Origin of the sequence: Alcaligenes ammonioxydans, from assembly GCF_019343455.1 — a bacterium.
Classification (GTDB): Bacteria; Pseudomonadota; Gammaproteobacteria; order Burkholderiales; family Burkholderiaceae_B; genus Alcaligenes; species Alcaligenes ammonioxydans.
This window is the reverse complement of record NZ_CP049362.1, coordinates 2888936-2905241: the sequence shown is the minus strand read 5'-3', so window position 1 is coordinate 2905241 and position 16306 is coordinate 2888936. Positions and strand designations below refer to the sequence as shown.

Genomic DNA, 16306 nt, shown 5'->3' with positions numbered 1-16306 from the left:
GTCCCCTTGTCCGAGTCACCATCGGGGCGCAGTCTGAACTCGCACAGCGATTGGTCCCCCGGACCAATCACAAATCTTGGGCTCAAACAGCAGACTTTGTAACCCCGATCGCAACTCCGACTGCGGCAAGTCGTCTGACTCGACCCAACACCTTTTCTCGGGGCTCCGAGCGGCTAACAGTCCTAAATAGTGCTCGGTCTTGGAGGTCACTCAAGTCTCTATCTATATAGAGATACTACTAATTGGAGTGGAAGGGCTGCTGCCGTGCTCTTGCGACCGTTACTATGCTGGGCCGCCATCTATATATTTCTCCTTCTCAGTATTTCCTCCAGCAAGCAGGCAAGCAAGCACTAGGACTGGTGACGATCGTGGGGAGGGTATGTACTTTCCCTCCATATAGAGGAGAGAGTGGTGAGAGGCAGAAGAATATCCGGCGATTCTTCACGACAGAAATAGCTGCTTAGGCCATGATCTGAGTCTAGGGATGGGCTGGCGCGCTACCAGGGGAAAAACCGGAAGTTAATCTAAAAATTATTTTTAGGGTGATTCTTCATAGTTATCAATTAGCTACCTCGTTTTGCAGGGTTTGCTCTCTTCAAATATCCAGAAAAATGCCAAAGAAAGCTTGCAAAGCCAAATTTCATCGTGCTATAGTTCTTTTCTCGCTGCAGCACACACAGGGTTTTCCCTCAAAGCGCCGCAGAGAGCAGTTAGACAAGATTCACCGCCTTGGCCAAGAGGCCCGCAACGAAACTTGCCTGACTGAGTCAGGTAACTGACACGGTGTAAAACCCGGAGCTTGACAAATCAGAAAATTCTGTGTTAAAGTTCTAGGTTCTGCTCCAGAGAACACAACGTTAAATTTTTAGCCGGTTAGAAACAGCGCTGAAAATTTACCCTTGTTTATGAAGTTGAATGGTTAGCCTCACGGTTGATTGTTCGCTAGGTGGTTAGGAACGAAAGTTCTGGTTTAAGCGGGACGAGTTGGACGGTTTTAAAACTTTCTAACTTCTTCAAAAAAAACGCTTGACACACTGCCTGATCTGCTTCATAATCTCGTTTCTCTGCTGCTAACACAGCAAGGCACGAAGCGCCAAGCGCGACGAGCCAGCCGGGTTAGTCAGTAGAACGACAGGCAACTGTCACTGCTCTTTAACAATTAACAGCCGATAAGTGTGGGCGCTTGGAATGAGCGAGTCGAACCCTTCGGGGATCGCCACAAGTTTGTATCAAGTGCTCACAAACGAAAGATGAAGAATTACCTTGTGTAACTCTGAATTTTTCTTTGAGACACAATCGGTCTCGTCGCAAGACGGGACAACCACAGAGATTAAACTGAAGAGTTTGATCCTGGCTCAGATTGAACGCTAGCGGGATGCTTTACACATGCAAGTCGAACGGCAGCACGAGAGAGCTTGCTCTCTTGGTGGCGAGTGGCGGACGGGTGAGTAATATATCGGAACGTGCCCAGTAGCGGGGGATAACTACTCGAAAGAGTGGCTAATACCGCATACGCCCTACGGGGGAAAGGGGGGGATCGCAAGACCTCTCACTATTGGAGCGGCCGATATCGGATTAGCTAGTTGGTGGGGTAAAGGCTCACCAAGGCAACGATCCGTAGCTGGTTTGAGAGGACGACCAGCCACACTGGGACTGAGACACGGCCCAGACTCCTACGGGAGGCAGCAGTGGGGAATTTTGGACAATGGGGGAAACCCTGATCCAGCCATCCCGCGTGTATGATGAAGGCCTTCGGGTTGTAAAGTACTTTTGGCAGAGAAGAAAAGGCATCCCCTAATACGGGATGCTGCTGACGGTATCTGCAGAATAAGCACCGGCTAACTACGTGCCAGCAGCCGCGGTAATACGTAGGGTGCAAGCGTTAATCGGAATTACTGGGCGTAAAGCGTGTGTAGGCGGTTCGGAAAGAAAGATGTGAAATCCCAGGGCTCAACCTTGGAACTGCATTTTTAACTGCCGAGCTAGAGTATGTCAGAGGGGGGTAGAATTCCACGTGTAGCAGTGAAATGCGTAGATATGTGGAGGAATACCGATGGCGAAGGCAGCCCCCTGGGATAATACTGACGCTCAGACACGAAAGCGTGGGGAGCAAACAGGATTAGATACCCTGGTAGTCCACGCCCTAAACGATGTCAACTAGCTGTTGGGGCCGTTAGGCCTTAGTAGCGCAGCTAACGCGTGAAGTTGACCGCCTGGGGAGTACGGTCGCAAGATTAAAACTCAAAGGAATTGACGGGGACCCGCACAAGCGGTGGATGATGTGGATTAATTCGATGCAACGCGAAAAACCTTACCTACCCTTGACATGTCTGGAATGCCGAAGAGATTTGGCAGTGCTCGCAAGAGAACCGGAACACAGGTGCTGCATGGCTGTCGTCAGCTCGTGTCGTGAGATGTTGGGTTAAGTCCCGCAACGAGCGCAACCCTTGTCATTAGTTGCTACGCAAGAGCACTCTAATGAGACTGCCGGTGACAAACCGGAGGAAGGTGGGGATGACGTCAAGTCCTCATGGCCCTTATGGGTAGGGCTTCACACGTCATACAATGGTCGGGACAGAGGGTCGCCAACCCGCGAGGGGGAGCCAATCTCAGAAACCCGATCGTAGTCCGGATCGCAGTCTGCAACTCGACTGCGTGAAGTCGGAATCGCTAGTAATCGCGGATCAGAATGTCGCGGTGAATACGTTCCCGGGTCTTGTACACACCGCCCGTCACACCATGGGAGTGGGTTTCACCAGAAGTAGGTAGCCTAACCGCAAGGAGGGCGCTTACCACGGTGGGATTCATGACTGGGGTGAAGTCGTAACAAGGTAGCCGTATCGGAAGGTGCGGCTGGATCACCTCCTTTTAGAGCGAATGGCTCGCAAAGCGAAAGCGTCCACACTTATTGGCTGTTAGTTTATGTCATGACCATTGAAGGTATCGCCCACTGGTGATAGATGGGTCAGTAGCTCAGTCGGTTAGAGCACCGTCTTGATAAGGCGGGGGTCGTTGGTTCGATTCCAACTTGACCCACCAACGATTACCTCGGGGGATTAGCTCAGCTGGGAGAGCACCTGCTTTGCAAGCAGGGGGTCGTCGGTTCGATCCCGTCATCCTCCACCACCGCTTTTATAGGTGGTTGTCGATACAGCAAGGTCCATGACAGAGTATCGGGCACAGACAAACAACGGTTTGCCTGGCGCTAGATTCAACGAAGAGTGTTCTTTTTAAAGAATACTGCTCGTTGGGTTATGCAACCCACGAATTGCTCTTTAACAATTAGGAAGAAGCACAACGAAGGTGTGTTGTCTAATAAACGCAAGACGATTAGTCGACTTGTGATGACAATACACGGGTTGTGATTGCAACAGAACAAATTATGTTCAACGAAAGTTCTCAAAAATATAGACGTTGTCTGATCTTCGGATTGGATAACAGCTAAGGATTGATGAACGGCAACAACGTATACTCATATTCCTATAACAGCACCAAGCGTTATAGGATCAAGCGAATAAGTGCATATGATGGATGCCTTGGCGATCACAGGCGATGAAGGACGCGGTAGCCTGCGAAAAGCTACGGGGAGCTGGCAAACAAGCTTTGATCCGTAGATGTCCGAATGGGGAAACCCACCGTAGCAATACGGTATCCCATGCTGAATACATAGGCATGTGGAGGCGAACCGAGTGAACTGAACCATCTCAGTAACTCGAGGAAAAGAAATCAACCGAGATTCCGGAAGTAGTGGCGAGCGAAACCGGACCAGCCTGGATGTTTTAGCGTATTGAATAGTCGAATGGAATGGAAAGTCCAGCCGTAGCAGGTGATAGCCCTGTAGGCGAAATTCAGTACGTGGAACTAAGCATCGAACAAGTAGGGCGGGACACGTGAAATCCTGTCTGAATATGGGGGGACCATCCTCCAAGGCTAAATACTCGTGATCGACCGATAGTGAACCAGTACCGTGAGGGAAAGGCGAAAAGAACCCCGGAAGGGGAGTGAAATAGATCCTGAAATCGTATGCATACAAACAGTAGGAGCACCCTCGTGGTGTGACTGCGTACCTTTTGTATAATGGGTCAGCGACTTACATTCAGTGGCAAGCTTAACCGAATAGGGGAGGCGTAGCGAAAGCGAGTCCGAATAGGGCGATTCAGTCGCTGGGTGTAGACCCGAAACCAGGCGATCTATCCATGGCCAGGTTGAAGGCACGGTAACACGTGCTGGAGGACCGAACCCACTAATGTTGAAAAATTAGGGGATGAGCTGTGGATCGGAGTGAAAGGCTAAACAAGCCTGGAGATAGCTGGTTCTCTCCGAAAACTATTTAGGTAGTGCCTCGTATATTACTGCCGGGGGTAGAGCACTGTTATGGCTAGGGGGTCACAGCGACTTACCAACCCATTGCAAACTCCGAATACCGGCAAGTACAGTACGGGAGACAGAGCACCGGGTGCTAACGTCCGGACTCAAGAGGGAAACAACCCAGACCGCCAGCTAAGGTCCCTAACTATGGCTAAGTGGGAAACGAAGTGGGAAGGCATAGACAGTCAGGAGGTTGGCTTAGAAGCAGCCATCCTTTAAAGAAAGCGTAATAGCTCACTGATCGAGTCGTCCTGCGCGGAAGATGTAACGGGGCTAAGCCATAGACCGAAGCTGCGGATGTGTACTTTTAGTACACATGGTAGGAGAGCGTTCCGTAAGCCTGTGAAGGTGTTCCGTGAGGAATGCTGGAGGTATCGGAAGTGAGAATGCTGACATGAGTAGCGATAAAGGGGGTGAAAAGCCCCCTCGCCGTAAGTCCAAGGTTTCCTGCGCAACGTTCATCGGCGCAGGGTGAGTCGGCCCCTAAGGCGAGGCAGAGATGCGTAGCTGATGGGAAGCGGGTTAATATTCCCGCACCGTCGTAGAGTGCGATGGGGGGACGGATTGCAGAATGTTATCGGGGTGTTGGATGTCCCCGTTGGCGCATCATAGAAGGCACTTAGGCAAATCCGGGTGCGTAATTCAAGGGTGTGACTGGATAGAGCTTCGGCTCTAAACTAACTGGAAGCAGTTCCAAGAAAAGCCTCTAAGCTTCAGCTCTACGAGACCGTACCGCAAACCGACACAGGTGGACGGGATGAATATTCCAAGGCGCTTGAGAGAACTCAGGAGAAGGAACTCGGCAAATTAATACCGTAACTTCGGGAGAAGGTATGCCTCATTAGTGTGATGTGCCTGCGCACAAAGCATGAAGAGGCCGCAGTGAATCGGTGGCTGCGACTGTTTACTAAAAACACAGCACTCTGCAAACACGAAAGTGGACGTATAGGGTGTGACGCCTGCCCGGTGCCGGAAGGTTAAGTGATGGGGTGCAAGCTCTTGATCGAAGCCCCGGTAAACGGCGGCCGTAACTATAACGGTCCTAAGGTAGCGAAATTCCTTGTCGGGTAAGTTCCGACCTGCACGAATGGCGTAACGATGGCCACACTGTCTCCTCCTGAGACTCAGCGAAGTTGACATGGTTGTGATGATGCAATCTCCCCGCGGCTAGACGGAAAGACCCCATGAACCTTTACTGTAGCTTTGCATTGGATTGTGAACCGGCCTGTGTAGGATAGGTGGGAGACGTTGAAGCGTGGTCGCCAGATCGCGTGGAGTCATCCTTGAAATACCACCCTGGTCTGTTTGCGGTTCTAACCTAGGTCCCTTATCGGGATCGGGGACCGTGCATGGTGGGCAGTTTGACTGGGGCGGTCTCCTCCTAAAGTGTAACGGAGGAGTTCGAAGGTACGCTAGAGACGGTCGGAAATCGTCTTGATAGTGCAATGGCATAAGCGTGCTTGACTGTGAGACTGACAAGTCGAACAGGTACGAAAGTAGGACATAGTGATCCGGTGGTTCTGTATGGAAGGGCCATCGCTCAACGGATAAAAGGTACTCTGGGGATAACAGGCTGATACCGCCCAAGAGTTCATATCGACGGCGGTGTTTGGCACCTCGATGTCGGCTCATCTCATCCTGGGGCTGTAGCCGGTCCCAAGGGTATGGCTGTTCGCCATTTAAAGAGGTACGTGAGCTGGGTTTAAAACGTCGTGAGACAGTTTGGTCCCTATCTGCCGTGGGCGTTGGATACTTGACGGAGCCTGCTCCTAGTACGAGAGGACCGGAGTGGACGTACCACTGGTGTATCGGTTGTCATGCCAATGGCATTGCCGAGTAGCTACGTACGGAAGAGATAACCGCTGAAGGCATCTAAGCGGGAAACTCGTCTGAAGATTAGGTATCCCGGGGGCTTGACCCCCCTGTAGGGTCGTCCGAGACCAGGACGTTGATAGGCTGGGTGTGGAAGTGCAGTAATGCATGTAGCTAACCAGTACTAATTGCCCGTGTGGCTTGATCCTATAACCCTTGAGGTTGTAGTGAGTTAAGTTGTTGACCACAGAACGTAATATTGAAGTGCAGCGCAACCCGCGCTTGACACCTTCGTAACCGCTGCTAGCTGATCCGTACTGATCGCTGGCAGTGTGCTTCTTCCAATTGGCTGGGACGTCCCCTAAAGACGGCCTGGCAACCAGTTACGCTTGACGACCATAGCAAGGTGGTCCCACACCTTCCCATCCCGAACAGGACTGTGAAACGCCTTTGCGCCGATGATAGTGGACGGACGTCTGTGAAAGTAGGTCATCGTCAAGCTCTTATTGCTCAAAACCCCCGCAAGCATCCCTTGCGGGGGTTTTGTTTTATGGGTCGCCACCGCATCGGCGACGGGTGCACCGGAACGATGCTGATCGTCTGGCCCCTGGGCTACGACTTCAGGCGTACCCCACCCCCTCCCCAAGCCCGTTCTGGGCACCGCTTATCCCTGCTTGTTGCAGACTACGCCTTTTGGCCCAAGCCGATGGGGTCAGTTATTGCGTATGCTTCCTGGGCTTGAGAGTTGATGTTGAGTCCTCTGCGGGTGCTACCTGCACGATGGCAGCCCTACGAGGGGCGGGTTCAGCCTTAGCGGCTTGCTGAACCTCAGCCTCTCGCATCAAGCCGTTGTCTATCTGCCGGGTGATCGCGGCACTCCTCAGAGGCGACGGGTGTCCTTAAGCCTCAAGGGCGAAGGCGTCTCCCCTGGGTCTGCCTCTTGCTCGCGCTGACCGCCCCTAACCAGGCCCACCGCCCTGAGTACACTCCTCCCTGCGCTCACCCCACCCACATCAACAATCGTACAAGTGACATCCTGATGCAGTTGGAAGTTGGAGCTTGGGACATCAACAAGCTGATATACACCGCTTGGGCATGCTGCTTGAGCATATAGGTACGGTCAGGTTTACTGCCGATTGTTTGCTTCTGCAAAGGTCATGGTGGTAGCTCAGCCACTGTCATACGGTTAATCGCCAAAGTATGGGTAAAATAGTTCGGTATAGTTATCGATAATGCTTGTTTCAGGAGAACCGAATGACTCAGCCCATTAGCCCCGAGCTCGAACCAGGCTTGTCGCTGCGCAAGATCACGCACATCTGCTATGGCTTGTTTTCTCTGGCTATGATTAGTGCAGGTATCTTCGGTGCAGCGGCTGTGGCAGCTGTAATTCTGGCCTACGTCAAGCGTGGTGACGCATCGGGCACGATCTATGCCAGTCATCTGGACTGGCTTATCAAGACGTTCTGGTGGGGCCTGTTGTGGATGGTTTTGAGCGCCTTGCTGACATCCATCTTTATCGGTTGGGTTACCGCCTTGGTGGCTCTGGTCTGGATTATTCACCGTCTGATCAAAGGCTGGTTAGCCTTGGCGGGTGGGCAGGCTTTAGGTCACGACTATTAAAGTGACACCATCCTTTCCAAGGATTTGCCCCTGATCGGGTGAAAAGTAAAAAAGGTGCTCTGATGAGCACCTTTTTTTGTACGTGTAGGCGGGTGTTGGTGCGTGCTTGACCCGTGTGCAGAGGCAGGTCCGACAGGCTTTTGTCTGCTGAGCCGGTATCAGGGTGCCAACAGGTGAACCTGCTCGATATGCATATGGTGCATGCACTCGCGCAGTAGCAGAAGATAGATTCCAAGATTCTGATTATTGATCAGCTCATGGATATTTTCCAAGGAGCCTGCATTCACCATCTTCAGGCTAATGGCTCCTTGGCTGGCGGCGGCATACAGCGTGAACAGATCATCAATCATGTCGCGACTCAAGATGTGCTGTTCGCTGCCTTGAGCTTCATTAAGCCAGACGCCCAGATCTTCGGCGTACTCTCCCGTCGCAAACACCATGAATTGGCGCAGGTCCAGACTGGCTGGCATGATCGCGTCTTCCACAAGCTCAATACCATGTTCCAACTGAGCCTCACGGGAGTGAGAGTTGGTAAAACAGTGGGATAGCAACTGGGTGCCACTCAGTTCTGGAAAATGCTCGGTGTGAACAGGCACGCCTTTATGAGCCAGGCTTATTTCCGCATGGTCGCTTGCGAAATCCAGGACGGCCACTTGGGCCTGAGGGTGGGCGGCTTGCAAATTTTGCAGCACTACAGCGGTGCTGGCTGGCGGTGATGGTCTGGAGCTGTTTGACATACTTATCCTTAAACGTATTTAATCCGCTGCTTCTTGCTCTCCTGCCTGCTTGAATAGCGCCAAAGCAAGATGCCGTTGGGTATCGTGATCCACAATCGGGGCCGGGTAATGTTGGCCCAGGCGAAATGCCAAGGGAAGTTGTTTGGCTTGCCAAGGTGCGTGAATCGCCTGTTTATCCAAGGACGCCAATTCAGGAACATAGCGTCGTATGAACTGTCCCTCTGGGTCAAATTTACGCGATTGGGTGATGGGATTAAAGATGCGGAAGTACGGTTGGGCATCACAGCCGGTAGAAGCGGCCCATTGCCAGCCCCCCACGTTGGAAGCCATATCGTAATCAAGCAGTTTTTGGGCAAAATACTGTTCTCCCCAGCGCCAGTCTATCAACAGGTCTTTCACCAGAAAGGACGCACTGATCATGCGCAGGCGGTTATGCATATAGCCTGACTGATTCAATTGGCGCATGGCGGCATCAACAATCGGGTAGCCGGTTTGTCCGTCCTTCCAAGCCTGGAACCAGTCGTCGCGGTTAGGAAAAGGAAGGTTCTTATAAGCTGGCTTGAAACTTTCTTGTGCGGTTTCGGGGTGATGCCACAGGAATTGTTGGTAGAACTCGCGCCAGATCAACTCGCTCAGCCAGGTAGCTGCGCCTTCGGAGTCGCTGGGCCAAGCCAGTGCTACTGCCTGACGGATGGACAGTGTGCCGAAGCGCAGGTGCGGAGCCAGGTAAGAGACACCCCGTTTGGCTGGGAAGTCTCGGCGTTCGTGATAGGCGTGAATTCTTGGTTCGAACTGCTGCAGCAGGGTCTGTGCACCTTGCCAGCCCGCAGGGCTGAGTAGTTTGGTGCGAGCTTCCTCGTGAAAACCCAGCTCCTTCAAGCACGGAAGTGCCTGAGCGGGAAGTGGTGCCCATTGCCCCTGTGAGCAGTCATACGCCTGTATATCGCTTGGCTGAATACGCGCCAGCCAGTTGCGCTTGTAGGGAGTGAATACGGTATAAGGCTGCTTTTGCTGTGTCAGAATCTCATCGCGTGCAAAGATTACCTGGTCTTTGAACAGCTTTAGCACTCGGCCTTGAGCGGCAAGGGACTGGCTGACTGCGTGATCCCGTGTCAAGGCGGCCGGCTCGTAGTCCTCATTGGCATAAACAGTCTGTGCATTCAGATGGTTTGCCAGCAAGGGAATTTGCTGTACCGGGTCGCCGTGAACGGTAATCAGCTCGCTGCCATGTTGGCGCAGTTGCTCCTGGAGGGATTGCAGACTGTCGAGAATGAACGCGACGCGCACGTCATCGGCCGGCAAGGAGTCCAGGATGGTGCTGTCAAAGACAAAGACACAGGCAACGGGCAGTCCGCTTTGTAAGGCGTGGTGCAAGGCAGCGTGATCCTGCAGGCGCAAATCACGACGCAGCCAGCACAGTACATGGGGCGTTTGGATGGTTGGGGTAGGCAGTGAAATCGACATGAAGACGGTAAAACAGAAGGCCGGATGCCGCAGGATGAAAAAGGGCCGCGGCTGAAAGCTCAGCGGCGCGGCCCGATAGTGCCAGAGGTGCCTGGGCACCCCTTGCTTATTTCAGGTGAGCGCTAACCAGCTTGGTCAGTTCAAACATGGAGACCTGATCCTTGCCGAACAAGGGACGCAGTTTGGCGTCGGCATTGATGTTGCGACGGTTCTTGGGGTCTTGGAGATCGTGCTTCTTGATGTATTCCCAGATTTTCTTCGTAACTTCAGTACGCGGCAGCGCGTCGGAGCCAATCACCGCAGCCAGTGTTGGGCTAGGAGTGAGTGGTTTCATGAAGGCTGCATTGGGTTTGCGGGTAGCAGGCTTTTTTTCAGTGCTGGCCATGAACGGAACTCCTGAGAAACGAGTTGAAGGGGCGGGTTATGCGCTAGGGCACGACTTGTCTGTCAGCATACCGTGATACTCCCTGTACGTCCAAGCCCTTTGTGAGCCTGCGCTTTGCAGGTCTGTAAGCAGATTTTCCCGTGTTTACGGGCAAGGGCAGGACAGGCTGCGGCCAGGCTCAGGATTGCCGTGTCTGTCATGCGCGGCACGGGTAGCTGTAGCATAATGATGGATTAGGCCTGCTGGAAGGCAATGGTGATGCCCGTCGCTTGCATAACGCGTCAAAGCGCGGGTTCTTTGTTTGAGATTGAGTAAAGATATGAGCCCTACTGTGGATACCCTGGTCATTCGTCGTCCTGATGATTGGCATTTGCACCTGCGTGATGGCGCTGTGCTGGAATCGGTCTTGGGCCATACGGCGGCACAATTTGACCGGGCCATCGTCATGCCCAACCTGACCCCGCCCGTTACAGCCACTGCACAGGCACTGGCCTATCGCGAGCGTATTCTGAGCGCATTGGCCAAAACCGAGTATGTCGGCAAGTTTGAACCTTTGATGACTTTGTACCTGACGGACAATACTCAGCCTGAGGAAATCGTTCGCGCCAAGGAAAGTGGGTTTGTGCATGGCGTGAAGCTGTATCCAGCCGGCGCCACCACAAACTCCGATGCAGGCGTGACAGATTTGCTGAAGAACTGTTCCAAGGTGCTGGCCCAGATGCAGGAATCGGGCATGCCGTTGCTGATGCACGGTGAGGTCACGGACCCCAGCATCGACTTGTTCGACCGCGAGGCCGTGTTCATCGAGCGTGTGATGATTCCCATGCGCAAGGCTTTCCCCGAGCTGAAAGTGGTGTTTGAGCACTTGACCACGGCAGAGGGCGCCGCTTACGTGAGCCAGGCCGAAGGCCCGGTTGCCGCAACCATCACCGCCCACCACTTGCTCTATAACCGTAATGCCCTGTTCCAGGGTGGCCTGCAGCCGCATTGGTATTGTCTGCCCGTCTTGAAGCGCGAGAAGCACCGTCAGGCTTTGGTAGATGCCGCCACCAGCGATAGCAATCGTTTCTTCCTGGGCACAGACAGTGCGCCGCATTCGCGTAGCCGCAAAGAACAAAGCTGTGGCTGTGCGGGCTGTTATACCGCTCTGCACGCTATGGAGCTGTACGCTTCGGCTTTTGATAAGGCCGGTCGTCTGGACCGCCTGGAAGCCTTTGCCAGCTTGAATGGCCCTGCTTTTTACGGTTTGCCGGTCAATGAAGGAACCATGACGTTGCAACGTAGCCAGTTCACCATACCCGAGTCCGTGGAAATGGCGGGTGAGCCGTTGATTCCTCTGGCTGCCGGCCAGGCTCTGGACTGGAGTGTGGTGAGCTAAGGGTGAAAGAAGCCGTCCGATTTCAGTGTCTTTGATAGCGCTGAGTCGGGCAGCTCCTGATATCTGCTTTCACTGCAAGATAGCTCCGTGGAAACTGCTTTTCTTGATACAGCGTGGTCTGCCTTGGCTGTTCGCATGGCCGCCACTGCTTTGGTTGTTGTTCTGGTTTCGTGGTCAGTCGGGGTATTTGGGCCCTTGATTGGTGGTGCGCTGGCGGGCTTGCCCATGGTATTGGGCCCCGGCTTTTATTTTCTGTCCCAGCAGTTTCCTGCCGATTATGTGCAGCAGGCGGCAACCTATGCCGTGTATTCGCTAAGCGCGACTCAGCTGTTCTTGCTGCTCATCATTCTTTGTGCTCCCACCCTGTCGCCCTGGCGCACCTTATTGTGTGCAGTGGCAGGTTGGGCGGTGGCAGCCTTGCTCCTGTCCTTTATGCCTGTGCAGCCCTTGCTGGGCCTGGCTTTGTTTATTGCTGTGACTGCGTTCAGCTTGCGCGTTTCGCGCCGTCTGGCCGGCATGAAAGGAAGCAGCAAAGCGAAGGCGGGCTGGGGCTTGCTGATATTCAGAGGGGCTTTGGCTGGACTTTTGGTCGCTATCGTGACCACCAGCAGCTCCCTGCTGGGACCGAGCTTGTCAGGGCTGATTATGGCCTTCCCCATTGGCTACACCGTGGTGGCGGTGACCATTCATCAAACCTTGGGTGCGGCAAGCCTGGTAGCGACCTTGCGTTCAGCGTTGTGGGGGACAGGTAGCCTGGCGGGGTTTTGCACCACGCTGGCGCTGACTTTCACGCATCTGCACTGGCTGACAGCCTTGTTGCTGGCTGCCGCCGTGTCGATTGCGATTACCTTGCTATTGGTGTTTCGCCCCTGGGCTCGCCGGGATTAAGTACTTATTCTGCGTCGAACAGATCCTGACCCTGCGTGTTGCGTGGAGGCGTTAGCCCCAAGTGACGCCAGGTGTTCAGGGTAGCAATACGGCCCCTGGGGGTGCGTTGCAAAAAACCGTGCTGGATCAGATACGGTTCGATCACATCTTCGATGGTGTCGCGCTCTTCACCAATGGCAGCGGCCAGACTGTCTACGCCCACTGGGCCACCGTCGAATTTATGCACGATGGCTTCCAGCAGTTTTCTGTCCATCAAATCCAGACCTTGCGGGTCCACTTCCAGCATGGACAGGGCGGCTTGTGCACACTCGGTATGGATGATGCCGCCGGTTTTGACTTCGGCGTAGTCGCGCACCCGGCGCAAGAGCCGGTTGGCGATACGTGGTGTGCCGCGTGAACGGCGGGCAATTTCGTAAGTGCCTTCATCGGTTGTGCTGACATTAAGCAGCCCCGCACTGCGCGCCACGATATGCGTCAGGTCTTTGACGTCATAGAACTCCAGGCGAGACACAATGCCAAAGCGGTCGCGCAAGGGATTGGTCAACATGCCGGCGCGAGTGGTCGCGCCGACCAGGGTAAAGGGCTGCAAATCCAGTTTGACGCTGCGGGCGGCCGGGCCTTCGCCAATCAGGATATCAATTTGAAAGTCTTCCAGCGCTGGATACAGAATTTCCTCCACGACGGGGGACAAGCGATGGATCTCGTCAATAAAGAGAACGTCGTTGGGTTCCAGATTTGTCAGCAAGGCGGCCAGATCACCTGGACGCTCCAGCACGGGACCGGAAGTCTGGCGCAGGTTCACCCCCATTTCATGGGCAATGATGTGAGCCAGGGTGGTTTTACCTAAACCGGGAGGGCCAAACAGCAAGACGTGGTCTAGCGCTTCCTGGCGCTGGCGAGCAGCCGCGATAAAGATTTCCAGCTGTTCGCGGGCCCGGGCTTGCCCGACATAGTCCTCCAGCATCTTGGGTCGCAAGGCGCGTTCGATGGACTCTTCGTTGGGCGACAGGGGCTTGGGCGTGATGATGCGCTGTTCAGAAGGCAGGCTGGAGAGCGAATCGGAATGAATGGCCATGATGACTACGCTGATTGAATATACAGTATGGTACACCAAGCGCAAGCCGCTTGAGTACCGTCACCGGCGTGGGATGAGCGGCCGTAGACCTCTCATGCTTCACACCTTGTGCCGGAACCCGGTTTTAAGCACTCAGGGCTAGGCCACGTTGCGAGGCATCCTCCATAATGTGGACTGGAGTTTTCAAACGAGATTTTAGCCATGTCCCTGGAATTACCTGTTTTTGCTGATGTTGTAGCCGCCGCTGAACGCTTGGCGCCTGTGGCACACCGTACACCAGTCTTGACTTCTGCCACCTTGAACGAGCGCCTGAATGGCGAAGTCTACTTCAAGTGCGAGAACTTTCAGCGTATTGGTGCTTTCAAGTTTCGCGGTGGCTTCAATGCGCTGGCGCAGTTGAACGAGCAGCAGAAAAAAGCAGGTGTCGTGGCTTTTTCCTCTGGCAATCATGCGCAGGCGGTCGCCTTGTCGGCCAAGCTTTTGGGCATACCGGCCACCATCATCATGAATTCGGATGCTCCGGCTGCCAAACTGGCTGCGACGCGTGGCTATGGTGCCAAAGTGATCGAGTATGACCGCCTGACCCAGGATCGTGCCCAGATTGCACAAGAGTTGGTGGATCGTGAGGGGTTGACCCTGATTCCCCCCTTTGCACATCCCGATGTCATCGCGGGGCAGGGGACGGCCGCATTGGAGCTGTTGCAGGACGTGCCGGACTTGCAACAGTTCTACGCGCCCTTAGGAGGCGGCGGCTTGCTGTCGGGCTGCTTGCTGGCGGTCAAGGCCATGGCTCCGGCTTGTGAAGTCTTTGGGGTGGAGCCGCAGGCAGGAAATGATGCACAGCAGTCCCTGCGCAGTGGGGAGATCGTCAAGATTGCGCCGCCTGCATCGATTGCGGATGGGGCACTGACCCAAGCGTTGGCACCGATGACATTTGAGTTGATTCGCAGCATGGTGACGGATATTTTGACGGTGCCTGATACCGAGCTGGTTCAGGCCATGCGTTTTTTTGCGGAACGCATGAAGATGGTGGTGGAGCCTACAGGCTGTTTGGGGGCCGCGGCGGTAATGCGGCAGGGAGATTTGCAAGGTCGCAAGGTGGGCGTACTGATCAGTGGCGGTAATGTGGATGTGTCCGCCCTGGGGCGTCTGCTTGCTTGATGCGTTAAATGGGTTGCAGACGCAGGCATTGATCTTGCCCATGTTTCAAAAAGCGGGTCAAACTGGAGTTGCAAACGAGCAAACGAGCAAACGAGCAAACGAGCAAACGAGCAAACGAGCAAACGAGCAGACCACAGTAAGCCAATAGGGCAGTTAGCCCGTACCTCATCTCATCAATAAGCGTCATGATGGATAAGTTGCCCCCTGTATAGACAAAGAAACCGGGCCGTTCCTATGAACAGCCCGGTTTTTTTATACATGGCAGTGTGGTATCAAGCGCGTGACAGCGACTTCAGTGCCTGCTTGATCCCTTCCGACACATCAATATCATCCGGCAAGGCTTTGACAGCAATACTGGCCTCCTTGCTGGAATAACCCAAAGCTTCCAGAGCATGCAATACGTCATCCCGGCTGTTGGGCACTGCGCTGACTGTACCGCTGGAACCCAGGTCCGCACCCAGCTTGCCGCGCAACTCCAGTAACAGACGCTCGGCAGTTTTTTTACCTATACCGGGGATCTTCACCAGACGGGAAGTCTCCTGGCGTGTAATAGCATCGGCCAGCTCTTCAGCACTCATGCCCGAGAGCAAGGACAGGGCCGTGCGGGCACCGATGCCGGTGACTTTGATCAGTGCCTTGAACGTGCTGCGCTCGTTCAGGCTGGAAAAGCCAAACAGCACGTGAGCATCTTCACGAATGGCCAGATGGGTGAACAGATTGACCTGTGCGCCCAGTTCCGGCATTTGGTAGAGCGTACTCATGGGCACATCGATTTCATAACCAACCCCACCCACATCCACACAGATGGTGGGCGGTTGTTTTTCGATCAAGGTACCCCGGATGCGACCTATCATGACATTCCTTATGGACAGTTAACCCAAGATCCGGCCAGCACGAATGCGGCGGCGCGGCCCGGTGGTGATGGCTCCGCTTTTTTGCAGGCCGCCCACCACACTGCTGTGATGAGCATGGCTGATGGCGCAGGCCAGGGCATCGGCCGAGTCCGGCGCAGGCAGGCCGTTCAGCTGCAGGAGCCGCTGTACCATCAGCTGAATTTGTTCTTTGGCAGCATGACCGCTGCCGGTGACGGTTTTCTTGATCTGCAAAGCGGTGTACTCATGCACATCCAGTCCACCTACAGCCAGCGCACACAAGGCGGCACCCCGAGCTTGCCCCAGCAAAAGGGTAGAGGCCGGGTTGCTGTTGACAAAGACTTTTTCGATCGCAGAGGTATCGGGCTTGCTTTGCTCAATCACTTCCGTGATGTGAGTCAGAATCAGCTTTAGCCGCTCTGCCAGAGGCAGATCAGGCGGGACCACAATGGTCCCGCTGGCCACATAGCGCAAGCTGGGCCCCTGGGCGTCGATCACTCCGAAACCAGTGCGACGCAAGCCAGGGTCTATGCCCAGGATTCGCAT

10 protein-coding genes, 2 tRNA genes and 3 rRNA genes are annotated in these 16306 nt (G+C 54.3%); 9 read left to right on the top strand and 6 right to left on the bottom strand.

Annotated elements, in window-relative coordinates; genetic code table 11:
• Positions 1-1332 precede the first annotated feature (1332 nt).
• The 6 genes from FE795_RS13340 (at position 1333) to FE795_RS13315 (ending at position 7800) form a co-directional block, all read left to right on the top strand.
• Positions 1333-2869 (top strand): 16S ribosomal RNA (locus tag FE795_RS13340).
• A gap of 93 nt (positions 2870-2962) precedes the next feature.
• A tRNA-Ile gene (locus tag FE795_RS13335) sits at positions 2963-3039 on the top strand.
• A gap of 11 nt (positions 3040-3050) precedes the next feature.
• Positions 3051-3126: transfer RNA gene (locus tag FE795_RS13330), tRNA-Ala, on the top strand.
• Between the two features lie 378 nt (positions 3127-3504).
• A 23S ribosomal RNA gene (locus FE795_RS13325) occupies positions 3505-6389 on the top strand.
• Between the two features lie 179 nt (positions 6390-6568).
• A 5S ribosomal RNA gene (gene rrf, locus FE795_RS13320) occupies positions 6569-6681 on the top strand.
• The 16S, 23S and 5S rRNA genes sit together here with 2 tRNA genes alongside, the layout of an rRNA operon.
• Positions 6682-7434: 753 nt before the next feature.
• Complete coding sequence (locus FE795_RS13315) at positions 7435-7800, top strand: DUF4870 family protein (protein ID WP_003803067.1); 366 nt, start codon at positions 7435-7437, stop codon at positions 7798-7800.
• A 158-nt stretch (positions 7801-7958) separates the two neighbouring features.
• Here the strand turns inward: FE795_RS13315 and FE795_RS13310 are convergent, their stop codons facing one another.
• The 3 genes from FE795_RS13310 to FE795_RS13300 form a co-directional block, all read right to left on the bottom strand.
• Positions 7959-8537 (bottom strand): hypothetical protein, encoded by a 579-nt coding sequence (locus FE795_RS13310; protein WP_051010451.1) that lies wholly within the window; start codon positions 8535-8537, stop codon positions 7959-7961.
• 18 nt (positions 8538-8555) lie between these two features.
• A complete protein-coding gene (locus FE795_RS13305; RefSeq protein WP_051010453.1) occupies positions 8556-10001 on the bottom strand; it encodes a cryptochrome/photolyase family protein in 1446 nt (481 codons plus the stop codon).
• A gap of 106 nt (positions 10002-10107) precedes the next feature.
• Positions 10108-10386: an SWIB/MDM2 domain-containing protein gene (locus FE795_RS13300; protein WP_003803072.1), complete on the bottom strand. Its 279-nt coding sequence runs from the start codon at positions 10384-10386 to the stop codon at positions 10108-10110.
• Between the two features lie 319 nt (positions 10387-10705).
• On the opposite strand from FE795_RS13300, the gene pyrC reads away from it, so the two are divergent.
• Positions 10706-11764, top strand: a complete 1059-nt coding sequence (gene pyrC, locus FE795_RS13295) for a dihydroorotase (protein WP_003803075.1) — start codon at positions 10706-10708, stop codon at positions 11762-11764.
• Positions 11765-11899: 135 nt separating this feature from the next.
• Complete coding sequence (locus FE795_RS13290; RefSeq protein ID WP_131070839.1) at positions 11900-12652, top strand: hypothetical protein; 753 nt, start codon at positions 11900-11902, stop codon at positions 12650-12652.
• A gap of 4 nt (positions 12653-12656) precedes the next feature.
• On the opposite strand, the gene ruvB is transcribed toward FE795_RS13290, so the two are convergent.
• Positions 12657-13727 carry a Holliday junction branch migration DNA helicase RuvB gene (gene ruvB, locus FE795_RS13285; RefSeq protein ID WP_003803078.1) on the bottom strand — a complete coding sequence of 357 codons (1071 nt, stop codon included), beginning with the start codon at positions 13725-13727 and terminating at the stop codon, positions 12657-12659.
• A gap of 201 nt (positions 13728-13928) precedes the next feature.
• On the opposite strand from ruvB, the gene FE795_RS13280 reads away from it, so the two are divergent.
• Entirely contained in the window at positions 13929-14888 is a 960-nt protein-coding gene (locus FE795_RS13280) for a threo-3-hydroxy-L-aspartate ammonia-lyase (protein ID WP_131070838.1), read from the top strand.
• 272 nt (positions 14889-15160) lie between these two features.
• Here the strand turns inward: FE795_RS13280 and ruvA are convergent, their stop codons facing one another.
• The gene (gene ruvA / locus FE795_RS13275; RefSeq protein ID WP_003803083.1) at positions 15161-15742 is read right to left on the bottom strand and encodes a Holliday junction branch migration protein RuvA; all 582 of its coding nucleotides are present in this window, start codon (positions 15740-15742) and stop codon (positions 15161-15163) included.
• An 18-nt stretch (positions 15743-15760) separates the two neighbouring features.
• The gene (gene ruvC / locus FE795_RS13270; protein WP_003803085.1) at positions 15761-16306 is read right to left on the bottom strand and encodes a crossover junction endodeoxyribonuclease RuvC; all 546 of its coding nucleotides are present in this window, start codon (positions 16304-16306) and stop codon (positions 15761-15763) included.

What these genes read in the sequence shown, in the direction of transcription:
- FE795_RS13315 (WP_003803067.1), top strand. Translation starts at nt 7,435, where the DNA reads ATGACTCAGCCCATTAGCCCCGAGCTCGAACCAGGCTTGTCGCTGCGC.
- FE795_RS13310 (WP_051010451.1), bottom strand. Translation starts at nt 8,537, where the DNA reads ATGTCAAACAGCTCCAGACCATCACCGCCAGCCAGCACCGCTGTAGTG.
- FE795_RS13305 (WP_051010453.1), bottom strand. Translation starts at nt 10,001, where the DNA reads ATGTCGATTTCACTGCCTACCCCAACCATCCAAACGCCCCATGTACTG.
- FE795_RS13300 (WP_003803072.1), bottom strand. Translation starts at nt 10,386, where the DNA reads ATGGCCAGCACTGAAAAAAAGCCTGCTACCCGCAAACCCAATGCAGCC.
- pyrC (WP_003803075.1), top strand. Translation starts at nt 10,706, where the DNA reads ATGAGCCCTACTGTGGATACCCTGGTCATTCGTCGTCCTGATGATTGG.
- FE795_RS13290 (WP_131070839.1), top strand. Translation starts at nt 11,900, where the DNA reads ATGGCCGCCACTGCTTTGGTTGTTGTTCTGGTTTCGTGGTCAGTCGGG.
- ruvB (WP_003803078.1), bottom strand. Translation starts at nt 13,727, where the DNA reads ATGGCCATTCATTCCGATTCGCTCTCCAGCCTGCCTTCTGAACAGCGC.
- FE795_RS13280 (WP_131070838.1), top strand. Translation starts at nt 13,929, where the DNA reads ATGTCCCTGGAATTACCTGTTTTTGCTGATGTTGTAGCCGCCGCTGAA.
- ruvA (WP_003803083.1), bottom strand. Translation starts at nt 15,742, where the DNA reads ATGATAGGTCGCATCCGGGGTACCTTGATCGAAAAACAACCGCCCACC.
- ruvC (WP_003803085.1), bottom strand. Translation starts at nt 16,306, where the DNA reads ATGCGAATCCTGGGCATAGACCCTGGCTTGCGTCGCACTGGTTTCGGA.